This is a genomic window from Bowmanella denitrificans (assembly GCF_039522935.1).
Lineage (GTDB): Bacteria > Pseudomonadota > Gammaproteobacteria > Enterobacterales > Alteromonadaceae > Bowmanella > Bowmanella denitrificans.
This window is the reverse complement of sequence record NZ_BAAAEI010000006.1, coordinates 152,216-174,343: the sequence shown is the minus strand read 5'-3', so window position 1 is coordinate 174,343 and position 22,128 is coordinate 152,216. Positions and strand designations below refer to the sequence as shown.

The 22,128-nt window shown below is 49.5% G+C and carries 22 protein-coding genes; 17 read left to right on the top strand and 5 right to left on the bottom strand.

Annotated elements, in window-relative coordinates:
- Positions 1-363: 363 nt before the first annotated feature.
- Both ABD028_RS03770 and ABD028_RS03765 read left to right on the top strand, forming a co-directional pair.
- A complete protein-coding gene (locus ABD028_RS03770) occupies positions 364-2,517 on the top strand; it encodes a xanthine dehydrogenase family protein molybdopterin-binding subunit (protein WP_343841930.1) in 2,154 nt (717 codons plus the stop codon).
- Positions 2,518-2,526: 9 nt separating this feature from the next.
- Complete coding sequence (locus ABD028_RS03765) at positions 2,527-2,997, top strand: (2Fe-2S)-binding protein (protein ID WP_343841927.1); 471 nt, start codon at positions 2,527-2,529, stop codon at positions 2,995-2,997.
- On the opposite strand, the gene ABD028_RS03760 is transcribed toward ABD028_RS03765, so the two are convergent.
- Entirely contained in the window at positions 2,975-3,808 is an 834-nt protein-coding gene (locus ABD028_RS03760) for a LytR/AlgR family response regulator transcription factor (protein ID WP_343841924.1), read from the bottom strand. The genes ABD028_RS03765 and ABD028_RS03760 overlap by 23 nt on opposite strands.
- Before the next feature lie 163 nt (positions 3,809-3,971).
- Here ABD028_RS03760 and ABD028_RS03755 point away from each other — a divergent pair, with 163 nt between their 5' ends.
- From ABD028_RS03755 to ABD028_RS03725, 7 genes are all read left to right on the top strand, one after another.
- Positions 3,972-4,844 carry a helix-turn-helix transcriptional regulator gene (locus tag ABD028_RS03755; RefSeq protein WP_343841921.1) on the top strand — a complete coding sequence of 291 codons (873 nt, stop codon included), beginning with the start codon at positions 3,972-3,974 and terminating at the stop codon, positions 4,842-4,844.
- A gap of 31 nt (positions 4,845-4,875) precedes the next feature.
- Positions 4,876-5,427, top strand: a complete 552-nt coding sequence (locus tag ABD028_RS03750; RefSeq protein WP_343841919.1) for a DUF6933 domain-containing protein — start codon at positions 4,876-4,878, stop codon at positions 5,425-5,427.
- 67 nt (positions 5,428-5,494) lie between these two features.
- Positions 5,495-5,671, top strand: coding sequence for a hypothetical protein (locus ABD028_RS03745; RefSeq protein ID WP_343841917.1), 177 nt, complete (start codon positions 5,495-5,497; stop codon positions 5,669-5,671).
- Between the two features lie 108 nt (positions 5,672-5,779).
- Positions 5,780-5,959 (top strand): hypothetical protein, encoded by a 180-nt coding sequence (locus ABD028_RS03740; protein WP_343841914.1) that lies wholly within the window; start codon positions 5,780-5,782, stop codon positions 5,957-5,959.
- A 225-nt stretch (positions 5,960-6,184) separates the two neighbouring features.
- Positions 6,185-6,475 (top strand): type II toxin-antitoxin system RelB/DinJ family antitoxin, encoded by a 291-nt coding sequence (locus ABD028_RS03735; RefSeq protein WP_102795406.1) that lies wholly within the window; start codon positions 6,185-6,187, stop codon positions 6,473-6,475.
- A complete protein-coding gene (locus tag ABD028_RS03730) occupies positions 6,468-6,755 on the top strand; it encodes a type II toxin-antitoxin system RelE/ParE family toxin (RefSeq protein WP_102795405.1) in 288 nt (95 codons plus the stop codon). Before ABD028_RS03735 ends, ABD028_RS03730 begins: the two co-directional genes overlap by 8 nt.
- A gap of 102 nt (positions 6,756-6,857) precedes the next feature.
- Complete coding sequence (locus ABD028_RS03725; protein ID WP_343841910.1) at positions 6,858-7,472, top strand: hypothetical protein; 615 nt, start codon at positions 6,858-6,860, stop codon at positions 7,470-7,472.
- A 23-nt stretch (positions 7,473-7,495) separates the two neighbouring features.
- Here the strand turns inward: ABD028_RS03725 and ABD028_RS03720 are convergent, their stop codons facing one another.
- Positions 7,496-7,828: a type II toxin-antitoxin system RelE/ParE family toxin gene (locus tag ABD028_RS03720; RefSeq protein WP_343841908.1), complete on the bottom strand. Its 333-nt coding sequence runs from the start codon at positions 7,826-7,828 to the stop codon at positions 7,496-7,498.
- Between the two features lie 2 nt (positions 7,829-7,830).
- Positions 7,831-8,076: a type II toxin-antitoxin system Phd/YefM family antitoxin gene (locus ABD028_RS03715; protein ID WP_343841905.1), complete on the bottom strand. Its 246-nt coding sequence runs from the start codon at positions 8,074-8,076 to the stop codon at positions 7,831-7,833.
- Positions 8,077-9,079: 1,003 nt separating this feature from the next.
- On the opposite strand from ABD028_RS03715, the gene ABD028_RS03710 reads away from it, so the two are divergent.
- Positions 9,080-11,293, top strand: coding sequence for a xanthine dehydrogenase family protein molybdopterin-binding subunit (locus tag ABD028_RS03710; RefSeq protein WP_343841902.1), 2,214 nt, complete (start codon positions 9,080-9,082; stop codon positions 11,291-11,293).
- Positions 11,294-11,328: 35 nt separating this feature from the next.
- On the opposite strand, the gene ABD028_RS03705 is transcribed toward ABD028_RS03710, so the two are convergent.
- A complete protein-coding gene (locus tag ABD028_RS03705; RefSeq protein ID WP_343841899.1) occupies positions 11,329-12,513 on the bottom strand; it encodes a helix-turn-helix domain-containing protein in 1,185 nt (394 codons plus the stop codon).
- 382 nt (positions 12,514-12,895) lie between these two features.
- On the opposite strand from ABD028_RS03705, the gene ABD028_RS03700 reads away from it, so the two are divergent.
- The 3 genes from ABD028_RS03700 to fdhD all read left to right on the top strand — a co-directional run bounded on the left by ABD028_RS03700 (position 12,896) and on the right by fdhD (position 16,116).
- Positions 12,896-14,230 carry an alpha/beta hydrolase gene (locus ABD028_RS03700; protein ID WP_343841896.1) on the top strand — a complete coding sequence of 445 codons (1,335 nt, stop codon included), beginning with the start codon at positions 12,896-12,898 and terminating at the stop codon, positions 14,228-14,230.
- 147 nt (positions 14,231-14,377) lie between these two features.
- Complete coding sequence (locus tag ABD028_RS03695; protein ID WP_343841893.1) at positions 14,378-15,118, top strand: trypsin-like serine protease; 741 nt, start codon at positions 14,378-14,380, stop codon at positions 15,116-15,118.
- A 185-nt stretch (positions 15,119-15,303) separates the two neighbouring features.
- Positions 15,304-16,116: a formate dehydrogenase accessory sulfurtransferase FdhD gene (fdhD, locus tag ABD028_RS03690; RefSeq protein WP_343841891.1), complete on the top strand. Its 813-nt coding sequence runs from the start codon at positions 15,304-15,306 to the stop codon at positions 16,114-16,116.
- A 45-nt stretch (positions 16,117-16,161) separates the two neighbouring features.
- On the opposite strand, the gene ABD028_RS03685 is transcribed toward fdhD, so the two are convergent.
- A complete protein-coding gene (locus ABD028_RS03685) occupies positions 16,162-18,486 on the bottom strand; it encodes an FdhF/YdeP family oxidoreductase (RefSeq protein ID WP_343841889.1) in 2,325 nt (774 codons plus the stop codon).
- A gap of 227 nt (positions 18,487-18,713) precedes the next feature.
- Here ABD028_RS03685 and ABD028_RS03680 point away from each other — a divergent pair, with 227 nt between their 5' ends.
- From ABD028_RS03680 to ABD028_RS03665, 4 genes are all read left to right on the top strand, one after another.
- Positions 18,714-19,802: a serine hydrolase domain-containing protein gene (locus ABD028_RS03680; RefSeq protein ID WP_343841886.1), complete on the top strand. Its 1,089-nt coding sequence runs from the start codon at positions 18,714-18,716 to the stop codon at positions 19,800-19,802.
- A 73-nt stretch (positions 19,803-19,875) separates the two neighbouring features.
- On the top strand, positions 19,876-20,412 hold the full coding sequence (gene mog, locus ABD028_RS03675) for a molybdopterin adenylyltransferase (RefSeq protein ID WP_343841883.1): 537 nt from the start codon (positions 19,876-19,878) through the stop codon (positions 20,410-20,412).
- Between the two features lie 139 nt (positions 20,413-20,551).
- Entirely contained in the window at positions 20,552-21,631 is a 1,080-nt protein-coding gene (locus tag ABD028_RS03670) for an MBL fold metallo-hydrolase (RefSeq protein WP_343841881.1), read from the top strand.
- Positions 21,628-22,044, top strand: coding sequence for a cytidine deaminase (locus tag ABD028_RS03665; protein WP_102795393.1), 417 nt, complete (start codon positions 21,628-21,630; stop codon positions 22,042-22,044). Before ABD028_RS03670 ends, ABD028_RS03665 begins: the two co-directional genes overlap by 4 nt.
- The last annotated feature ends 84 nt before the right edge of the window (positions 22,045-22,128 follow it).

Here is a 22,128-nt window from a genome sequence, read left to right as displayed (position 1 = left end):
TGTTTCTGTTCATTAAAACGTCTTGTTTTCGCGTTTCTAAGATGAAAACTGCTTTCGGGTTTTTCTGTCTGAATTCAGAATAACCACCGTTCCAAAAGAGTACATAGAGTACAAGCTATCGGTAACTCCATGTTCTCTGTGCCTCTGTGGTTTTCATCATGCACTAACTCGCATCAAGCCGCGGATACGCTCCTGTACACTCGGCACGGAATTCGTCCATTTATCCCAATCTGCTGTATTTCCGGGCTCTTCGGCGCATAGATTGTTGTCTAGGGTAACAAGACAACATAAAGGCGATGGGTAATGGTTCAGGACCCCAAGCGGCGGGAATTTCTAAAAGTATCGGCAATCGTAAGTAGCTCTATGCTGATATCAATCCTTCTTCCTGGTCAGGTAAGAGGCAGTGACAATGCCAATGCCGAATTATCGCAATGGTGTGTTTATGTGCACATTCACAGTGACAATTCGGTCAGTATGCAATCGCCCATTATGGAGATGGGACAATTTATGCGTACCGCCGGCCCTATGATCCTGGCGGATGAAATGGATCTGGACTGGTCGCTGATCCAATTCGACACCACTATGCCTACGTTTCTTCGTCGCGATGAGCAAAATAATATCGTCTATGCCCATGCTCAAATAGGTACAGGGGGCAGCCAGACCCTGAAGAATAATTGGTCGTACCTGCGCACCGCCGGTGCCATTGTGCGCCAGATGCTGATCGAAGAGGCCGCAGCACGCTGGGGCTGTGAGGCTGCCAGGTTAACTGCCAAAAACAGCCGGATTATCGACAGCCAATCCTCTCGTCAGTTCAGCTATGGCGAACTGGCGCAACAAGCCTCAACGCGCCGCGTGGACTTAAGCCGACTGAAGCTCAAACATCCATCACAATTCAGTATCATAGGCAGCAGTAAAGCCTCTATTGATGGCAGAGACATAGTTACCGGTAAGCCGTTGTTTGGTATTGATGAAAACTACCGAAATGCATTGCACGCGGTGATTGACCGGGCACCAGCCATGGGCGCAAGAATTGCCGGCTATAACCGTGAGGCTGCGCTTGCCATCCCTGGTGTCAAACAGATAGTCGAAACACCGCATCATAGCGGCCCGCACTGGCCAGGTGGTGAAACACAGATATGTGCAGCTGGTGTGGCAGTGTTGGCAGACAGTCATTGGGCGGCCCTGCAGGGTAAAGCCGCATTGGCCACCACCTGGACAGATGCCAATCGCTACGCTGGCCTGAACAGCGCAGCGCACAGAACTGCTCTCAATGCTTTGGCACAATCATCGAATCCCGGCAAGCGCCACCGGGATGACGGCAATGTCGAGCAAGCTTTTGAGCAGGCAGAACAAGTGTTAGTGCACACCTACGAACGGGCGTTGTTAAGTCACGCTTGTATGGAGCCATTGAATTGTATTGCTGATGTTCAAAAACATCATGCCGTGGTGGTGGTGGGCCATCAGTGGCCACACCAGGTGGCCCTGGAAGTTGAACAGCTAACCGGTATAGATGCTTTAAGGGTAGAAGTACGCAACAAACGTATGGGGGGCGGTTTTGGCCGCAAAGGTGAAACGGATTTTCTGCGTGAAGCCATTTGGCTCAGTCATAAGGTCGGCCAGCCGGTTAAAGTGCTCTGGACCCGCGAAAACGATATGCAGCGCGATTATTTTGCTCCCGCAGCTGCGGTAAAAATTAAGGCCGGGTTAAAGCAAGGGCGCATTCAGGGCTGGCATATGCGCCAGGCGCAAACCGGTGGCGAGGCGGAGTCACATGGTTTTCCTGCCCATCTGATTAGTGATTGCAGGATAGAAAGCCTTACGGCAAATCATCCATTTCCTTTAGGTGCCTGGCGTGGCCCCGGACAAATGCAGCAAGCCTTTGCGGTGGAGTCCATGTTAGATGAACTTGCTTATGCCAAAGGCAGCGACCCACTGACTTTTAGGTTAACGCTGATGGGGCCAGCGAAAATTTACCCAATCAACTTCTGGGCCGCCAACGAAATCGACTCAGGTCGTATGGCTAATTGCTATCGCTTGGCGGCAAAGATGGCTGGCTGGGGGAGAACATTAAAAAACGGGCAGGGGCTGGGAATTGCCGGTCACTTCACTTTTGGTACCTATGTGGTTTTTGTTCTGCAGGTGCAAGTGGATAAAAACCGAAAGCTGCAATTACAAAAGGCCTGGGGCGTTATCGACTGTGGTCTGGCCGTTAACCCCAACCATATTCGCGCACAAATGGAAGGCGGTTTTATTGACGGCTTAAACGCTGCCTTGTTTAACCAGGTGACAGTACAGGACAGTATTGTCGCCACCACTAACTTTGACCGACTGCGTTGGATGCGAATGCAGGAAGCCCCAACACAGATTGAAATTGACATCATACAGGGCGCCCAAAGCCCAACTGGTGTGGGAGAACCGCCTGTCGCGCCCGCACCAGCGGCCCTGGCTAATGCCATCTATGCGGCCAGCGGCTTACGTTTACGCCGTATGCCATTTGCAGAACATATCAATATTTAGGGAGCCACCATGCCCATTCAGTTTTCCGTTAATGGTCAGCCAGTTAACCTTGATCAGAAAGACCAAGAAATGCCACTGTTGTGGTTCCTGCGTGAAAAAATGCAGCTAACCGGCAGCAAATTCGGCTGTGGTATCGGCCAATGTGGTGCTTGTACTGTGCACCTAAATGGCTCAGCCGTGCGCTCGTGCCTTTTACCAGTGGGGCAATTGCAGGGCAGTGCTATTCGCACTATTGAAGGGCTGGCGTCTGGCACCGACCTGCATCCTGTACAACAAGCCTGGCTGGATGAAGATGTGCCACAATGCGGCTATTGCCAGGCCGGGCAAATAATGGCGGCCGTGGCTTTGCTGGAGCAGGTGAACGATCGCAGCGAGGAGCAAGTCAATGCGCATATGAGTAATATTTGCCGGTGCGGTACCTACACCAGAATTCGCAAGGCCATCAAGTTGGTGGCCGCTAAGGCACCGCCTGAAACTTAAATTGCTGTAGTGCCTTACGATAGGATTTACTCAGGGCCAGGGTATGGCCACTTTTGAGCAATACCTTACCACTACCTGAAGGTAGATGCTGAATACAGTCAATGGCGCCCAGGTTCACCATATAGGAGCGATGAATACGTAAAAAAAGCCGCGCGGGCAACTGTTCTTGCAGTTGCTGCATGGTCGCGCGCAGCAAATATTGCCCATCAGCAGTATGCACTTCAACATAGTTACCACTGGCGGCAAGCCATTGTATTGCATCAATGGCCAGCAACACCTGGCCACTGCCTTTGTTAACCATAATGCTGGCACTTTCGTTGGCGTCGGCTGGCTCAAGTGTTGGTTGTTTGGGACGGGCAGAGCAGGGGCGCAGGTATTTTCGCCATACCCACATCACCACTAACGATGCAGCCAGATAGCGGGGAAATAGCACCACCAGGCTACTGAACGCATCACCTGTACTGGCCAGCAGTTCCATCGCCAATTTGGCCAGTAACGCAATCAGCAGCAATACACCGCAGCACAGCCAACCTTTGTGCTGTGGCTGAATGACCTTTTGATTCAGACGAAAACAGGCAAAGGCCAACGGGGTAAGCACCATCCAGACTGCCCATTCACGACAGGCCCACATCAGAGTTTCAGTGGCTACCGCCCAGCTAAAATTAAAGGATGAGGCAAACAGCACCTGCTTATAAACCAGGCAGTAACAGGTTAACACCAGCACAAATCCACACCAGCCTATTAGCGGGGCCAGCACGTCCTTGCTGCCTAGCTGCAAAGGCCAATGTTTTACGTTAAGAAGTGGCGTCATAGTGGCGATTATCCCAAGCCTGTAGTCAGTCTGAAAAAACGGCACCATCCTAGCATCGCCTTAAACGCAATGCCAAGCACCCCAAGTGCTTGAAAATACGCCTTGTTATCCAATTTAAAATAAAGCACACTCGAAAAGTATAAAAGCCTAATCAAGGTGTTACATGAATTTAAAGGATATCCCTTTTGCCCAGCGCCAGCGCCTGGCCTATATAGATTTTGTGCTGTTATTTAAGGGCCATCTGACCCGCCAGGATCTGATTAACCGCTTTGAGGTGGGCTTATCTGCCGGTACCCGCGATTTTAATCTGTATAAGGAACTGGCCCCGAATAACATCCATTACGACACCCGCCTAAAGCAGTATTTTCAAACCCCGGGTTTTAAACCGCTGTTTGCCCATGACGCCAAAAAGACTCTGGCCAAGCTCGCCGCTGATATCAGCGACGGCTTTGATGCCATTAGCGATCTCAGCTTTCCGGTTGAAGCGCCCAGCCAGCTTAATGTGCCGGATATCTTTGTGGTGGCGCGTATTATTCAGGCGATTTTAAATAGCCGGGCGGTCAAGGTGATTTACACCTCGCTGTCCAGCGGTTCGGCGGCCCGGGAAATAGTGCCGCATAGTATTATCGATAACGGCCTGCGCTGGCATGTACGTGGCTTCGACCGTAAAACCCAGACCTTTCGCGACTTTGTGCTGACCCGCATAAGCTCCGTCACCTTGTTGGATAAAGCGCCGCAGCCCAATGAAGAACCAAGCGAAGATCATCAGTGGCAGCGCCAGATGCCGATCAAACTGGTGCCGCATCCGCATAATGTTAACCACCCCACCGCCATTGAACTGGACTACGGCATGCAAAACGGCGCGCTGGAACTCAACGTACGCGCCGCCCTGGCCGGTTATCTGCTACGGCGCTGGAATGTGGATTGCACCGAAAACGCCAGCCTGAGGGGAGGGGAATACCAGCTCTGGCTACAAAACCAGCAAAGCCTGTATGGCGCTGAGAATCTGGCTATCGCCCCTGGGTATGGAAAGTGAAAGCAGCCAAGCAATTGTTCAGGATAGATAAATGATTAAGTTACATTGCACACAAAAGCTGATCGCCAAATTACCGATGCAAGGCGGGGCATTACCACAGGGCGGAAAATGGCAAAATAGCCTGTCAAAGCAGATTGATAATAATCCTCTCTCCGGCTGGCACGCCAATTTAGTCATATTACATCGACGTAACTGCGTGCTACTGGTGCATAATCAGACGCGCTTTCCTCTGTTTATGATTGGCCTGACCAAACTGGACTTTGCAGCCCTGGACTATCATTTTGCCGATTGTTTTATTAACACCTTGTTGAAAATTGGGGCCAATAACGAACAACTCAACACTGCTCAGACATGGCTTGCGCCACATTGTATTGAAAAAACCAGCGATCGTTCGGTACAGGGCACCCTAAATCTTATGGCCGGCAATATCGAACACATGCTGTGGTACGACAGTGTCAATATCACAGAGTGTTCACCCTACAAAACCGCCGCCTGGTTATCTGAACGCCCCTACAACGTAAAAGGTCAGAAAGACAGTATTTGGCCGAACAGAGCGATGTTGCAGTTACTGGAAAACGGGTAAGGGCTATAAGTCGGAAGTGCAGATTGCCGCAGATGAAGAACAAATAACCAAACAACAAGGAAACCACATGTTTGAACTGGATTTAGCCGACGTTCTAAGTATTGTGCTCGCCAACAGCCCGGATATAGAAGGCCAAAAAGCCATGATGGATAAAGTGGAATCACTAGTGGCTGAGGGTATGCAACAAAGCAAAGCGGTAGAACTGGTGTTTGGCCATTTGGTCAGCGAAGCCAAGCCGCATTAACAGATTAAGCAGCAATGAGAGAGTCAATGAATCCAGAGTCAGCCACGCAGGCTACTAAGAAAACCATTAGTAAGCGTCCAGCGTTAGCGCTACAGATCAGTAATAACTATGAATAAATGGCTAATTGGTTCCGTTTTCCTCCTCCTCGGATTCATACTCGGCTACTGGTATCAGGATTCCAGCAACATCTACCACGCTGAAGAACTGATAGGTAAAGAAGTTGCCTTGCTGGAGAGCAGCAAAGCCATACCTGGCTTGATCTACTGGCTTGTGCCGATTCGCATTTAAAAGTCACTGAACAGGGCGAAACCATCATAGTCTGGCAATTCATTGCAGATACAGAACAGGTACGAAAAGTGGTAGTCGACAACGCCATGACAGTGGCGTATGACGAGTACAAATCCAGCTGTCACTAACGTTCTTCTATCGCTTTCAAACGGCAGCAGCTTACCAGTTGACCGTATCGCTTTTGATATACATACTTACGTGAACGAGGATAAGCCTGAGGTGGAAATGGCACAAACATCAATGCTGCACGTTCGTATCGATAGCCAGTTGAAAGCAGATGCAACAGAAAAATTGGCCAATGTAGGTCTGACCTTGTCAGATGCTGTGCGCATATTACTCACTCGGGTAAGCAAAGAAGGGGGATTACCGGCTGGCCTGACCGTTGATCCTGATGCACATGATGCGTGGTTTAGAGCCAAAGTTCAGGAAGCGCTTTCCAGCAATCAGGCGGATGTGCCACATAATCAGGTTGTTAACGACTTACAAGCGCTAGTTAACAGGAAACGCCGTGCCTAAAATTGCATGGTCCAAATTAGCCCACGCTGATTTGAGTGCAATTGTCGAGTACATTTCTGAGGATAATCCCGACGCAGCGCAAAGCCTTATTAACGATATTGTTGGAAAAGTAGAGAAGTTACCCTCATTTCCACAAATGGGCAGAACCGGCCGGGTTGCGAATACCCGGGAATTAGTTGCCCTGGCAAATTACATCGTAGTTTATCAATGCACACCCGAGTTGATCCGGATTCTCCGTATCCTCCATGCCGCGCGTCAGTGGCCACCTTTGGACGAATAGTGTTGCGGTAAAAGCGTGACATGTCACAGTAGTGATATTGCAACCAATCAACAACTCGAATAGAGTAGGCTGTATACATTTTACTTGTGACAGGTCACGGATTTGAATCTAAAACAAAACACATCAACATCGTCCACCACAGATACCAACCAAGCACTCTGGCAACAATTTGTGCAAAGCGGGTTAATTGAAAAAGCCATTAAGCCGGTGGATATGATTAAGCCGGATAGCGTATTGCCAGATTTTACTCAGCTAAGTGCCAGCGAGGCCATGCAGTTACTGAAGTACAGCATTGTGGCGGATTGCTATAAACGCCTGAATGCCAAATGGCGTAAGTATAAGCAGCGCCATTTAAGTAATCTCACCAGCTTAACCATTAAGGCCGAAACCCTGGACCGGCTCAGAGCCTTGGCCGCCAAAGCGGGGCTGGATGGGGATAACTACGATCTGGTGCTGGAATACTTGCTGGACCCGGAAGAAGATCTGGATAGTGTTAAACAAGCAGTAGCTGAATTGCCAAGTGGTCTCAATACCCAGGACCAGGGCCAATTACTGCAGGCCAAACTTAAACTTAGACCAAGCAGCCAGCGCTATTTTTACAGCCAGTTAGAGCATGCTTTTGGCCGTGGCTGGCTGGCCTGTAAAGCAGCAAAACAGCGCACCGATAAACACCGCGACCAGGCCTGTGAAGACTTTATGCGTGAACTGAAAAGCTAGTTCCTGAGCTACTTTTCCTGGCTTCAGACTTCGTCTGAAATGGCTTTTTCACGTCTTAGATGCTTTTCGGGAGCCATGTCCGAAGACAAAACACCGACAATAATGATCTTGTCCGGCTTCCTGACATAGTAGATAACGTGGTTTTTCAGTGGAAAACGATAGGCATCTGGCGAAATCTCATTTAGCGTGATGCCAATGTCTGGACTATTCGCTAGAGTTTGAAAGGTATTGAATAAAGTGTCTTTGTAGGTGAGCCACTGTGCCTGACCCCATTGCTTCATTGTGTATTGGCGAATACTTACCAAATCAGCACGGGCATAACTTTTGAAATAGAAGGGTACTGGTACGTTGGCCACTATTAAAGGGTATCAGCATCAAGCTCTTGGAAAAACGACTTACCATCGACGAGATCACTATCATCTGTATCAGTAAACCGTGCTTTAACCAGTTCCATTTTAAGCGCTTCCAGGCTTTGATATTCGCGTAGTGACATAACAACGGCTACGGGCGTACCGTTTTTCAGAATCTCAACAGGTTCGTTTTGAACGTTGATCAGCATAGTGCCGAACTTGGTTTTGGCTTCATTGGCGGTTAAAGATTGCATGAATAACTCCGCTTTAGTGTTGGCCTCAAGACTAGTCAAATCGAACGATTTGGTCAATTCAGTTAAAAGATGAATTCCCAATCCAAAACCTTATGCATTATAAAAACTAACAAAAACCTAGCCAATTATTTGAAATAGGCTGCAAAGCAAACAAAGTGCGCCGTGGTGAAATCTGCAAGACAGACACTGGCAAACTAACGCAGATTTCACGTAGCGGCACCAAGTAAAAGCTCCACAAAAACTCCCAAAAGCCATTACCAGAATCCGCCACATCGAAACGATTTAAACCAGAAATCAAAAATAGGGGATAAAACTAAGTAAATACCAGCGTTCAACCAAGGGCATATAAAACAACAAATGGTATTTAACATAATATACATTATGTGAATATGCGTATTGTAAGAGTGAAGGGCATTCAGGCCACCATTTTGGTGATTCGTTTGGTTGTATTGTTTGCAACAAGCGTTCGAACAAGATCTATATTGTCATCAGTCAGATGCATGGTCAGTGCGCTTAGATAACCCAGAAAACGCTTGTGCTGCAGAGTTGGAGCTGCGTTACATCACAGCAGGTACTATATTGATTGGATTAAAAAATCTAACCTATGGTGTAAAACCTGGCCGCTTCTAAAACAACAATCCTGGTTTTAGAGTGCGTTATCCCGCGCACCACAAACGGCATGGTAGCGACCAGTTTAGTCGTTAATTGGGATTGGCAATTAATCCGCAGAAAGGCTTACGCCACTCACCATGAAGCAGTTGAGTTCGTTATTGCACTCAACGTCTTTCCAGCAACTTTGTTCTTGAGTGATTGAATATACATCAAGTGTGACATGTCACACTTAAGATATCCGTGCGAAGAGTACTGACTGTACCGCGCGTTGCTCAGCTACATTAAGAACCTTTGAATATGTAAACCTCCGTGGAGCTTTGCATCATTGATTAAATGATCAATCACGTTGCCTGGTAAGAAGGTTCGGTTCAGCAAGCATCAAAGAGGCCCCATGGAAATAAGCAGACGACAGTTTGTTAAGCTAAGCCTGGTGTCAGGAGGTGGGCTGCTATTTGCAGTTACTCTGCCAACCTGTAGCCAGGAGACAGGTACTGATCATCAGTTTGACGTGTATTTTCGCTTAAACATGGATGGTTCCATTACTTATCGGGATACTAAACCTGAAATGGGACAGGGAATTTCGACCGGGCTGGCCATGGTTGCTTGCGATGAACTAGGGGCAGATTGGCAACGTTTGGTTATTGAACGCCCTCCTCTAAACACTGAGATGCCCATTGAGCACTCATTAGAATCCTCTGCAGGTAGTAACGGTATGCTGGCTGCGTATCTTCCGCTTCGTCAGGCTGCAGCCAATGTGCGGCACGTTTTTATCGAATGTGCATGCGATATATGGCGCTGTTCACCTGAAGACTGTTTTGTCTCCCAGGGCAAAGTCCATCGGCTTGCTACTTCGCAAGCCATTGCTTTTAGTGCGTTGTTTCGAGGTGTTATTGGTCGGCCGCTGCCAACCAATGCCGCACTTAAATCCGACAAAGATCTCACGCTCATTGGTGCCCCCGTTTCTATCCTGGAAAATCAGGATATTGTGACTGGCCAGCAAGAATATGCCATTGATGTTGCTTTAGAAGGCATGGTGCACGCCAGTATAGAGCGCAGCCCGACAACAGATGCCAGGCTGGTATCAGTAGACGACCAACTATGCCGGGAACTTAACGGCGTGCTGGAAACCATTGTGTTGCCGGCATTTCCATACAAAACCGACGAGAGTAACCAGTGGCAGGAAAAATACCGCGGCACCAAAAGCGGCGTGGCGGTGATAGCCGTTTCTACCTGGCACGCATTGCAAGGTCTTCGTTTGCTTAAAACAGTATGGGGTGAAAGTCGTTATACAGGACAGGACGATCAGTCAATAAAAGACGCTTTGCTATCAATACCGCAAGAGCGCATTCGCGACGTGGTGTCATCCGGTGATGTCGACAAGGAAATAGCGAAGGCTACGCCGACGTCGCTTTTTGAAAGCCAATATTTTAATCCTTACCAGGAAAACGCCCATATTGAGCCGTTAAGTGCCGTGGCAAAGTATGACGGTAAAACACTGTCACTGTGGGCCGGAAGTCAGTCCCCTACCCTGGCTCTTTACTATGTGGCAGAAGTGACAGGAGTCGCTGTTAGTAACATAAAAATTCATTCTATGCGCTCAGGTGGTGGTTTTGGTCGGCGCTATTTCTTTGATTTCATTGCCGAAGCGGCCTATCTGGCAATTCAAATAAGAAAACCGGTGAAGGTCACATGGCGTCGTGAAGACTGCATGCGCCATGGACGCTATCACCTGGCCCGTTTTGATCAACACAGGTTGGTTTTAGATGCAAAAAACAACCCGGTTGCCTGGGATTGTCTGACCAGAAGTGGCAATAACTACGGTTGGTTGGCGCGTAACAATATGCTGGATTACTACGCAGGCGCTACCATCCATCGGCGTTGTCGGCATGCAGAAAGTGACAGTCTGGTGCTTCTGCCCGGCTCTTGGCGCAGTGTAGATGCGCATCCACAAGGTCTGGCGCGAGAGTGTTTTATCGATGAGGTGGCGGACAAGTTAGGCGTCGATCCTATTGCCATCAGGCGGCAGTGGCTGTCCCAGCAGGCAGCTCACTTTCAGGGTGAAAAACTCAAGCCTGAGATGGTAAAGCAAAGAAACGAGGTGCAAGCGGGTCTTTTAGCAATGCTTAATCTGGCTTCTGACAATCAGGAATGGAATCGGACAATGCAGCCCAATCAAGGTAAAGGGCTGTCTTTAAGCTACTTCTATGGCACCTACGTCTGCCAAATGGCTTTTGTCAGCCAAAGTAATAAAGGGATCAAAGTCGACAAAGTGGTTTGCCTGTTTGATTGCGGCAAGGTTGTAAACCCGCAGCTGGTACATGGCCAAATAGAAGGCTCTATCATCTGGGCTTTATCTGCTGTGCTGAACCCGGCGATTTCGGTGCAAAATGGCGCGGTAGTGCAGTCTAATTTCCATGACTATCCAGTGCTGCGCCTGGCCGAAACACCGGTGATTGATATTCAACTGGTTAACAGCCATCGACCACCAAACCGAGTGGGAGAAGCCGCCGTACCAGATACGGCACCGGCTGTATTGAACGCTGTATTTAACCTAACCGGAATTCGCGTCAGACAGCTGCCACTAAGCGCCACTGTTTTTAACTAACCGCAACTTGTGCGCCAGCGGGAATAGTAGTTACGTTATGAGACTCTGACCTTTTCTTTCTTGTACGCTGACGGCGTACATTGCATAACTTCTTTAAAGGCTTTACTGAACGTCACCCTATTAGTGAAACCAGATTCGTATGCGATTCGCTCCAGGGTCCAGTTCATGGCAGGATTGTCGATTAATTCTATCGCGTGCTGAATTCTGTAGGTATTAATCAGCTTATAAAAGCTGGTTTTCATGGTCAGATTAATCACCTGCGACAGCGTATGGGCTTTAATGCCAGTCGCCTTGGCCAGGTCTGTCAGGCTCAATTTATCGTCCAGATATAGTTGTTTAGCCTGTATATGATGTTCCAGCTCCTTAGCTAAAAGTTCAGCCGTTTCCATCGGCAGTGCTGAGTGAAAATACTTAATATTGTCTGTCTTGTCCTGCGTATTACTGTCAGCCCGTGATTGGGCCAGTGTGTACTCTTCCTTGGTGAAAATAAGATCTGGTTTTTGCAGCCCGATATAGCCAATGCCTAACATCAATGCAGCGACTAACAATAACCAGATTTCACCGACTTTGGTCAAACTATCCAGGCCAAAGTACTGCTGCCCGATAAACAGCCCTGCCCATAGCATTTCTAACACAAAAAAGGCCGCAATCAGGCTTTTGATATTGGCTAAAACCTGCTGACTATTGTCAGAACGCAGATTAGCTGAAGCGTGTTCGAATAAACGTATTTCACGCCAGCTCAAGTATAAATACACACTCAGATGTACTTTCATGCCCAACAATAATATCACCAGGTATATTGGCAGGGGTGCCCCTTCTGAAGATGTCACTACCGTTTCCCACATCGCAATTTTCGCATCAGTACCACGAAATACCGCGGGTGAATTAAACAGCCAGATGGCCAAGGCGGGAATAAAATGACAACTTACCAGCGCGCTCCTGGCGGGTCTTTTACCCACCACTACGATGCTATAGATATATAACAGCGGCCCAATCACCAGTATTTCGCCTGGCAATAAATCCATGCTATGGGCCAGAAACGGATACAACCCGGTATAAAGTGCGCCGCCTTCGAACAACTTATAACTGACAATTAAGGTTAATAATGCCAGCCAACGACCAGAGCTCTGTTTAGCGGACCTATGCCACAGGGAAATGGCCAACATTAAGCTGTGACTAAAGGCCATAAAATAAATGAGCCCCAATAAGGTGTGATTCATTGCGAAATCCATCATGCACGTCTGGTGACAGTGTAAGTAATCGTTTCTAAGTTGCTGTAAATCTCAGGTTAAGTTAACACAATGTGGGCCACCAATCGGTAGGTTGTGTTAAACCAAAACAGCTACGCATGGACCGATGAAGCACACCAGCGAGGTATTCGTTCAGTTCTGCCCCACCCTTGGGCTCTTTTATGCATATAACCGCAAGACAGTGGCGATATGGCTTCCCGTTTGGACATCGCTCATAAACTGTCTGAGTCAGACTCTGCTCTGCTTATGCACTCGCGTATATCAATATTTATCCATGCGGCTTATGGCCTAGCAACCCGTCAAGGAACACTAAAAGGTGCGCTTACTAATTCTTTTATCACTCGGGTTGTCAATGTCGTTGACGTCAGTGACTGCGGCCTGGGCGTTGTCGCGCTCGCCACTTCTGGGTATTGCACCGGCCTCACCGTCAGACGAGCTCGTTGTAGTTGGCAGCGTGGTGTCTAACAGTACTGCCGCTCATCTGGGGTTACAGCAGGGCGATCAATTGGTTAGCCTGAACAAGGTCAATGTTACAGATTTTGACCAGTTGGTATCTCAGATTAGCAAACTGAAAAGCGGTGATGCGCTGACCATCGAGATACTCCGCGATACGAAATTGTTAACACTGCAAGGCCCACTCTATCCCAAACCATACGAAGTAAGCGACGCTGCTTATGTCAGTTATGAAGAAGTTGAGTTTAACCATCATCGTTTGCGCACTATTGTGCATGTGCCCAGATCCCTGAAGCCGGGCGAAAAAGCACCAGCCATTTTTTACATTCAAGGCTATACCTGTGATTCCATCGACATGGGACTGTTCCCGAAGAGCGCTTTATCCCAACTGGTGCGGCAGTTTTCTCAAGCTGGTTTTATCGTCTTTCGTGTCGAAAAGCCTGGCATAGGAGACAGTCGGTCCACAGAGCAGTGCACCAAGATGAATTTCACAGATGAATCAGAAGGTTTTATTCAGGCACTGCGCGCACTGAAAGCGCGGCAAAACGTCAATGCCAATGCAGTTTATCTGTGGGGGCATTCTATTGGAGTGTTACATAGTGCCGTGGTGGCTAATCAGGAGAAGGTGGCGGGTATTATCGGCTATGGTGGCGTGTCCAAGCCCTGGTATGACTATTTACTAGATGTATACCGCCATCAATCGGTCAGCCACTTTGCGGTGCCCGTTAAGCAAGCTGAGCACAATACACGCCTTGTTCAGCCCTTTTTGCACTTATGGTTAAATTCCAACATCACATGGCCCAAAGTACTCGCTGCCCAAGCGTCTAAACCGGCATTAACAGCCAACTTACTACCTGTGCAGAATGAGCAAGTGTTCAACCGTCATTTTAGTTATTTCAGAGACTTGAACCGCTATGACTTTGCCAAGCTATGGCGCCAAAGCGTGACGCCTGTCCTTATGTTGCATGGCAGCCTTGATATCCAGGCCATCAATAGTCACTGGGCATTCGACATTGTAAACACCAATGGCCTAGTGCAAAGCGCAGCCTTTATTATTGATGGGGCCGAACATGCCATGCTGCACTATCAGAATGGTCAACAATACCGTTTAGCCCGGCAACGGGGTGAGTTCAATCCGATGATTGCTGGTGACAATTTTGATCGTCGTATCGCCGAGAAGACGTTGAGTTGGATCCAATCGTTAAGATGGAAAAGAGTTCGCCCCATTATGTAAGAAAGGAAGTGCTTATCCCGAACTGGGATATGTAATCCTCAAGTGAAACTAGCCGCCAGATAAAAGTGTTATGGCTTACTGTGATACATGCTTGCCACCTTAGCCAACGGCACTATGGGCGCTATGTTCAGCTAACAAGGAGATACAGTGAAATATTATCAGCCTTCCATCACATTGGGGTTGTTTACCCTATTACTCTTTATCCCGGTGCTTGCCTATGCTCAGCAACTGTCAGGAGTCAACCAATTAACCTTCCACAATGCTAAATCCAACCATGCATTTATCGGCAACGCGTTCTTGCTTCAATACCGAGATAAAGTCTACGCACTAACAGTCAAACATGTATTGCTGGAAGCGAATGTCCCCGACATGCAAAGTGTGTCAATAAAAGATCATATTGCTCAATGGCAAATCAGTGCCAACAACGCTGACCATGCCCCCATTATACTGGGCAAACTACTCAATGAAGACCGCAGCGAAAAGCTGGATATGGCAGTGTTGGAAAAAGACTGGTTGGTTTTCGAAGTGCCTCAGCAGCCAACGTTCTTAACGCCCTTGTTACTTCGCCGTACGCCAATTGCTGCGGGGGAAATGCTGACCGCGGTCGGCTGCACTTATTTAAACCAGGCCAGTTGCTTGCAAGACACCTACGCTGGCGCATTTCTTAACAAGGAAAACAATAACTTACGCGTAAAAATGGCCAACATGGAGCCAACTAAACTAAGAGGTTTAAGTGGCAGTCCGGTTGTTGACGAACATATGCAATTAGTGGGCATTGTGTCAAATGTGATGAAATCAAAATCCGCCGACGGATTCGACTTCGCTCCTGCATCTACCGACTACCTCGTTGAGGTTCTGGACAGGCTAACAGCAAACACTAAGGAGTAAGCCGAGCATGTGACCTTTGCCCATGTAGGCCTGTACTATCTGCGTACTCTGACTTCGCAGATTCCAGTCACGGTGCTTCAGCTCAAAAAGCGCTACAGATATGAGAATACGCCGAGATATGCCAAGCTGTGACATGTTAGTCTTTTTCCAGCTTATGGCTTAACCGCCAGAATTTTGAGTGAGATATGTCAGCGCAGGATCATACCAATACCTCGCAACAGCCTGAGTGCTATCAATACCAGGAGGTTAGCGACAATCAAAATACCGGGCAGTTTCCCCTCGCTGCAGAAACCGCCCTGGCCATTAGCTACAACGGTATCAGCCATGCGGTGATGATGATATCACCCGGCGATGTAGAGGATTTTGTACTGGGTTTTAGCCTGAGTAATGGCATTATTGATGTCGCCACACAGATTCACGACATGGTTGTTAGCGAATCTGATGGGGCCTGCCTGGCAGATGTTACCTTAAGCAATAAAGCGCTTTGGATTCTTAAGCAAAGCCGCAGGCAACTGGCTGGCACCAGCGGCTGTGGTATCTGCGGCGTGGCAGCCCTTGAGCAAGCTTTGCCAGCCTTAACTCCCCTTATTCCTGCGCCCTTACCAGCACCGGAACTGTTTCTGGCCCTGCGCAGCAAAATCACCGCAGTGCAGCAACAAGCCCGTTGCAGCGGCGCCATGCATGCAGCACTCTATTTAGATGGCGATGGACATATTCAGCTGTGCCGTGAAGATATTGGCCGTCACAATGCCCTGGATAAATTAATTGGCGCACTACTGCGCAAACAGCTTAATCCGCATACCGGCATGGTGGTGCTCACCAGTCGCGGCAGCCTGGAGCTGGTGCAGAAGGCCGTGCGTGCTAAGGTTGGCACCCTGGTTACCTTAGCAGCCCCTACGGCCTTAAGCGTAGATTGGGCACGGCGTTACAACCTCAATCTGCTGCATCTGCCACGGCAAAGTGCGCCCAGGCTATATAGTCCAGCACATGACAAATAAAGTGGGATGGGCGAAAGATGACAGCTGTCACCGCCCTGCTCTACCTTATAATATGGCTGCGGCGATTTGCTTATCCGCTTTGGCCTTTTCCAGTTTGATTGCAATAAATTTTGAGGTGGGCGTAAAAGAGCCATCGCCATAGCTTTCCAGCGGTACCAGGGGATTAGTTTCGGGATAATAGGCGGCGGCCTGTCCGCCAGGCGTGTCATATTCCACCAATTCAAAGCCGCTGATGCGCCGCTCCAGGCCATCTTCCCATAATGAAATAATGTCGACCTTGTCACCGGCGGCAAAACCCAGGCGCTGGATATCCAGTTTGTTGACAAACAGCACTTCGCGCAGCCCAAAAACGCCGCGATAGCGATCATCCAGGCCATATAAGGTAGTGTTGTATTGGTCGTGCGAGCGCAGGGTTTGCAGGATCAAATCAGGCTTTTCGCCGCTGGCCAGGATCTTTTCATTTAGCAGTTGTGTGGGTAATGGGCCGCAGGCAAATTGTGCCTTACCACTGGCAGTGCGCCAGCGTCGCTGTGCCGCAGCATTGCCCAGATAAAAGCCGCCGGGCTGCTGTAATCTGGCATTAAAGTCGGCAAAGCCGGGAATGGTATCGGCAATCAGTTCGCGGATACGACCATAATCGGCAATCAGATCATCCCAGTCCACCGGCTGATTGCCTAGCGTGGCTTTTGCAATGCCCGCCACTATGGCAGGCTCAGAGCGCAGGGCATCTGAACAAGGCGGCAACTGCCCATAGGACAAATGCACCATGGAAAAGGTGTCTTCCACAGTAATGCCTTGCTTGCCTTTGACCTGCACATCTTCTTCACTGCGGCCCAAACAAGGCAAAATCAACGCGTCTTTGCCCAAAGTTAAGTGTGACCGATTGAGCTTAGTGCTGATATGTACGGTTAACTCGCAGTTTTGCAATGCTGCATGGGTACGCAGCGTATCGGGGGTTGCCTGGGCAAAATTACCGCCAAGGCCAATAAAGACTTTGGCCTGTTTTGCTTCCATGGCCTGTATGGCTTGCACGGTATTATGGCCCCGGCTACGTGGTACCTGAAAGGCAAAACGCTGTTCAATGGCATCCAGAAACCAGGCTGGCGGTACTTCATTAATCCCCATAGTGCGATCGCCCTGCACATTGCTGTGCCCGCGCACGGGTGACAACCCCGCCCCAGGTTTGCCAACATTGCCTCGCAGTAATTGCAAATTAACGATTTCCTGCACGGTGGCAACGGAATGCTTGTGCTGGGTAATGCCCATGGCCCAGCACATAATCACCTTATCGGCCCGTCGATACATGCTGGCCGCCAGCTCAATATCAGCCTTAGCAAGCCCGGACTGCTCAACAATCTGCTGCCAGGATGTGTTGTCCACTTCGGCTAAGTAAGCGTCCAGTCCCTGGGTATGGGCCTGGATAAAGTCATGGTCAAATACCGGTGCCAGGCCCTGAGTCTGGGCTTCGCGTTCCCACTGCAGTAAAAATTTGGCCATACCGCGCAGGGCCGCCATATCACCGCCTAGTGCCGGGCAAAAATACGCGGTATTGGTGGGCTGCGAACCATTGCTAAGCATCTCAAAAGGATGCTGCGGATGCTGAAAACGCTGCAACCCGCGTTCTTTCAGTGGATTAAAACACACCACCTGAGCACCACGTGCCACCGCTTCGCGCAGTGGTTCGAGCATGCGCGGGTGGTTCGTGCCGGGGTTTTGGCCAATCACAAAAATGGCATCGGCCTTGGCAAAATCCTCAAACACCACCGTGCCCTTCCCCACCCCTATGGTGCTGACCATGCCCTGGGCACTGGCTTCATGGCACATATTGGAGCAATCCGGGAAATTGTTGGTGCCAAAGGCCCGCACAAACAGCTGGTACAAATAGGCCGCTTCATTGCTGGCCCGGCCGGAGGTATAAAACTCGGCCTGATTGGGCGACTCCAGGCCATTCAGATGTCGGGCAACCAAGGCAAACGCTTCATCCCAACTGGTTTCTACATAGTGATCGGTCAGGGCGTCATAGCGCATCGGGTGGGTAATACGGCCCTGATATTCCAGCCAATAGTCGCTGTGCTTGCGCAATTGCGTGACGCTGTATTGACTGAAAAAGCTTGGCGTGACCAAGCGCCCGCTTGACTCCCAGTTGACCGCCTTGGCGCCGTTTTCACAAAACTTAATTTTGTGCTGATCTGGTGACTCTCCCCAGGCACAGCCCGGGCAGTCAAAACCTTGGTCCTGATTGGTTCTGAGCATAGCACGCAGATTTTTCAGTGGTTTTTCACTATCAATCCAAGCCTTGGTCACACTCTTCAGTGCACCCCAGCCCGCCGCCGGGCCCGAGTAGGGCTTGATATTTTTACTGTTACTCATGGCAGATTCCAGACAAGGAACGGCAAACACTCGGTTAGCTTACGTCGCGGCTGCCATATTCACAACAATCCATGTCGAGTACTGGCCCCCTTGGGCCAGGAAGCCGCCGAAAAATGCGCAACCTTGATATACAGGAGAATCTGGGGAGTATGAATCTATCTGAATAGGCACCGTCCTACAGCTTTTTACATTTTAGCGCAGGAATTTTTACAGACCGATTTGCTAGCATGGCGGTTTACTTCTACGACCTGAATAATATGCAAATCACCCGTCGATTCTTTTCTGCTGTTATTGTTTTAATCCTCGCCCTGACCTTATCAGCCTGTGGTAGTGATAAAAAAGTCACCTTGTCGGATCCTGTCCAAGGGCAAAGTATTGAAGACTACATCGCCTCACAGCCTTTTTCAGGCGCAGTGTTAGTGGCAAAAGACGGCAAAATTCTGCTAAAACGTGGCTTTGATTTGGCCGATCGCGCCCAGAACATCCAGAATCATGCTGACACGACCTTTTTAATCGCGTCGGTGTCCAAACAGTTTACCGCGATGGCCATGTTGATATTACAAGAGCGGGGGCAGCTGTCTCTTGAAGATCCCCTATCCCAATATCTGCCCGACTTTCCCAGTGCCGACAAGATAACCCTGAAGAATCTGCTGAATATGAACAGTGGCATTATTAATTACACATCGCTGAAGAACTTCGCGGAATTGCAGTTTAAACAACTAACGCCCGGTCAGCTCATTGACCAGTTCAGTGGCTACGAACTGGAATTTGAACCTGGTACACAGTACCAATATTCCAACTCAAATTATGTACTTGCAGGTTTTATTATCGAGCAGGTGTCTGGTGTGGCTTATGCCGACTTTATTGAGCAGGAAATTTTCAGGCCGCTGGGTATGTCCAACAGTGGCTATGGTTATGATGCGCCGAATCAGCAGTTTGCGGTGGGGTATGGTGATGGCAAACCAGCACCAATACTGAATATGAGCGTTCCTTATGCGTCTGGTGCACTGGCCTCCACCGTAGAAGATTTGTTTATCTGGCATAATGCCCTGCGCCAACGATGGCTAATCTCAGACCAATCGGCCGAACAAATGTACACTCCGGCTTTAGCCGGTTATGCCCTGGGCTGGAATATCAGCTACAACGTCAATGGCGATCAATTCCACCAGCATGGCGGCGGTATTGAAGGTTTTAGCACCTATATATTGCGCAGTGAATCCATCGATTATGTGGTGGTGGTGTTGTCCAATGAAGAGGATTTTCCCAGTGGTCATCTGGCTAATAAGATCACATCCATGGTGCTGTCCGCCAAATAAGATAACAAGCTGACTATTGGCAGGTCGTGTCGTCATGGGTAAGCTTAGCGGCCCATGTATTCTAGGAGGCTCTATGTCACAACCTGCCAAAATCGGCATTCTGACCGTCAGCGATCGCGCCAGCCGTGGCCAGTACGAAGACTTGTCCGGTCCCGCCATTATCGACACGCTGAACGACTACTTAACCAGCACATGGGAGCCAGTGTATCGTCTGGTAGAAGATGAACAGCCCCTGATTGAACAGGCGCTGAAAGCCTTGGTAGATACAGACGGCTGCGCCCTGGTGGTGACGACAGGCGGTACCGGGCCTGCTAAGCGAGATGTCACTCCGGAAGCAACCGAAGCGGTATGCGATCGTATGATGCCCGGCTTTGGCGAACTGATGCGAATGGAAAGCCTGAAATATGTGCCGACGGCTATCTTGTCGCGCCAGACTGCCGGCTTGCGGGGGCAATCATTAATTATCAACCTGCCCGGTAAGCCAAAGGCGATCCGCCAATGCCTGGACGCCGTGTTCCCAGCCGTGCCCTATTGTCTTGATTTGATGGAGGGTCCTTACTTGCAGTGCAATGAATCCGTCATCAATGCGTTTCGGCCCAAGGCTAAATAACCTACATCGGAATTATAAACGGGCGGCCATCGGTACTGGCTTAATCAAGCCCCTTGTTACATTTTTATGTGTCTTTGGCCTTGGCAGTCGGTGGTGTTGCCAATAGACTGTCGGGCCAAAAAAATCATAACAACAAACGATGAAAATCAATCTCTCCTTGTCTCTTGTCTGTCTGACCGGTTTGCTGTCGGCCTGCAGCAGCAATCACATTACCCGTATCACTGCGGATACTCCGGTGGCTAAATTGCTGGAAGACGGCCGCTACGGCAATCTGTATCCGGGTGACAAGACCTACCCGGTCACCTGCCAGGAAAACTGTTATCCGCCCCACCCTGATGTGCAATGTGAAACATCCGCAGAACATTGCCAGTACATCGGTGCGCAAACACCGCCAGGGCTGAACAGCGGTTTTACTGTACGCTGGTTGGGCCATGCCAGTTTTGTGATCCAGGCACCGGATGGTCAGCAGATTCTACTGGACCCGGTCAGCAAGCAGTTCGACTGGCCGGTAGACTGGGCCGCTGACTGGTTTGCCGATACCCATCGTGAACCTGGCTTGTGGCTGGGGGGTGAGCAGTTAGCCAAGACCAGCGCAGTGCTGTATTCGCACTTGCATTATGATCACTTTAACAAGGCGGATATTGCCGAGATTGGCAATCAGGCTGAGTATTTTGTTGGGCTGGGCAGTGGCGACTACTTTGATCAGGGCGGTTACAAGATAAACGAGATGGACTGGTATGCCAGTAAATCGCTGGGCGAGCTGACTATTCACTCGGTACCGGCTCATCATTTTAACGGTCGCATCTGGGTGCCCTTTTTATACGACGACAATGAGAAAGCCTTGTGGAGTGCCTGGCTGTTAGAGTATCAAGGTAAAACCTTATTTTTTGCAGGTGATACAGGTTATTCGGCGCATTTTAACGATATCCACCAGCGTTTTGGTGATATTGATATCTGTTTGATCCCCATCGCGTCCTATCATCACGAAGAACACAGCAAGTGGTATCGCTATGTGCATACCACGCCAGAGGATGCCCTGACCGCAGCCGCCGAACTAAACTGCAAGGTCATGATCCCCTGGGGTTATGGCAATGCCAGTTGGGGCATGGGGGATCTCAGCTCCCATTCAGCCCTGTTACGATTGCTGGCTATGTACCCGCGCTTAAACTCAGAGGTGCCTTTACTTATCTTAAATGAAGGCGACGAGGTGGCATTATGAGTGACAGTAGCAAGCGAATTCAGGCCATTGAACCTATGTACGAGCAAGCCAGGCAGGCCGCTGGGCGTGCCTATGCGCCTTACAGCCAGTTCCCTGTTGGCGCCGCACTTAAGCTGAAAGACGGTACAATGCTGCAAGGTTGCAATGTAGAAAACGCCAGCTTTGGCCTGTGTAACTGCGCCGAACGTACGGTAATCTTCAGCGCCATTGCCCAGGGTAAGCTGGCCTGCGACTTTGACAGTCTGCTGATTTATATGCCGGGCGATTCACTTTATTCCCCTTGCGGCGCCTGCCGCCAGGTTATTGTGGAGTTTTTTGCCGCAGACGCGCTGATTTATGCCACCTGTGACACAGAACAAATGAAAGTGTGGCGGGTGGATGCATTACTACCCGGAGTATTTAAACTACCCTGATCCAGCGCAAAGGATCCCCCTAAAGAGATATTGTCCACAGGCTTGCTTGCTTTTACACTAAGGTCAGTTTTGCCAATCTGGACG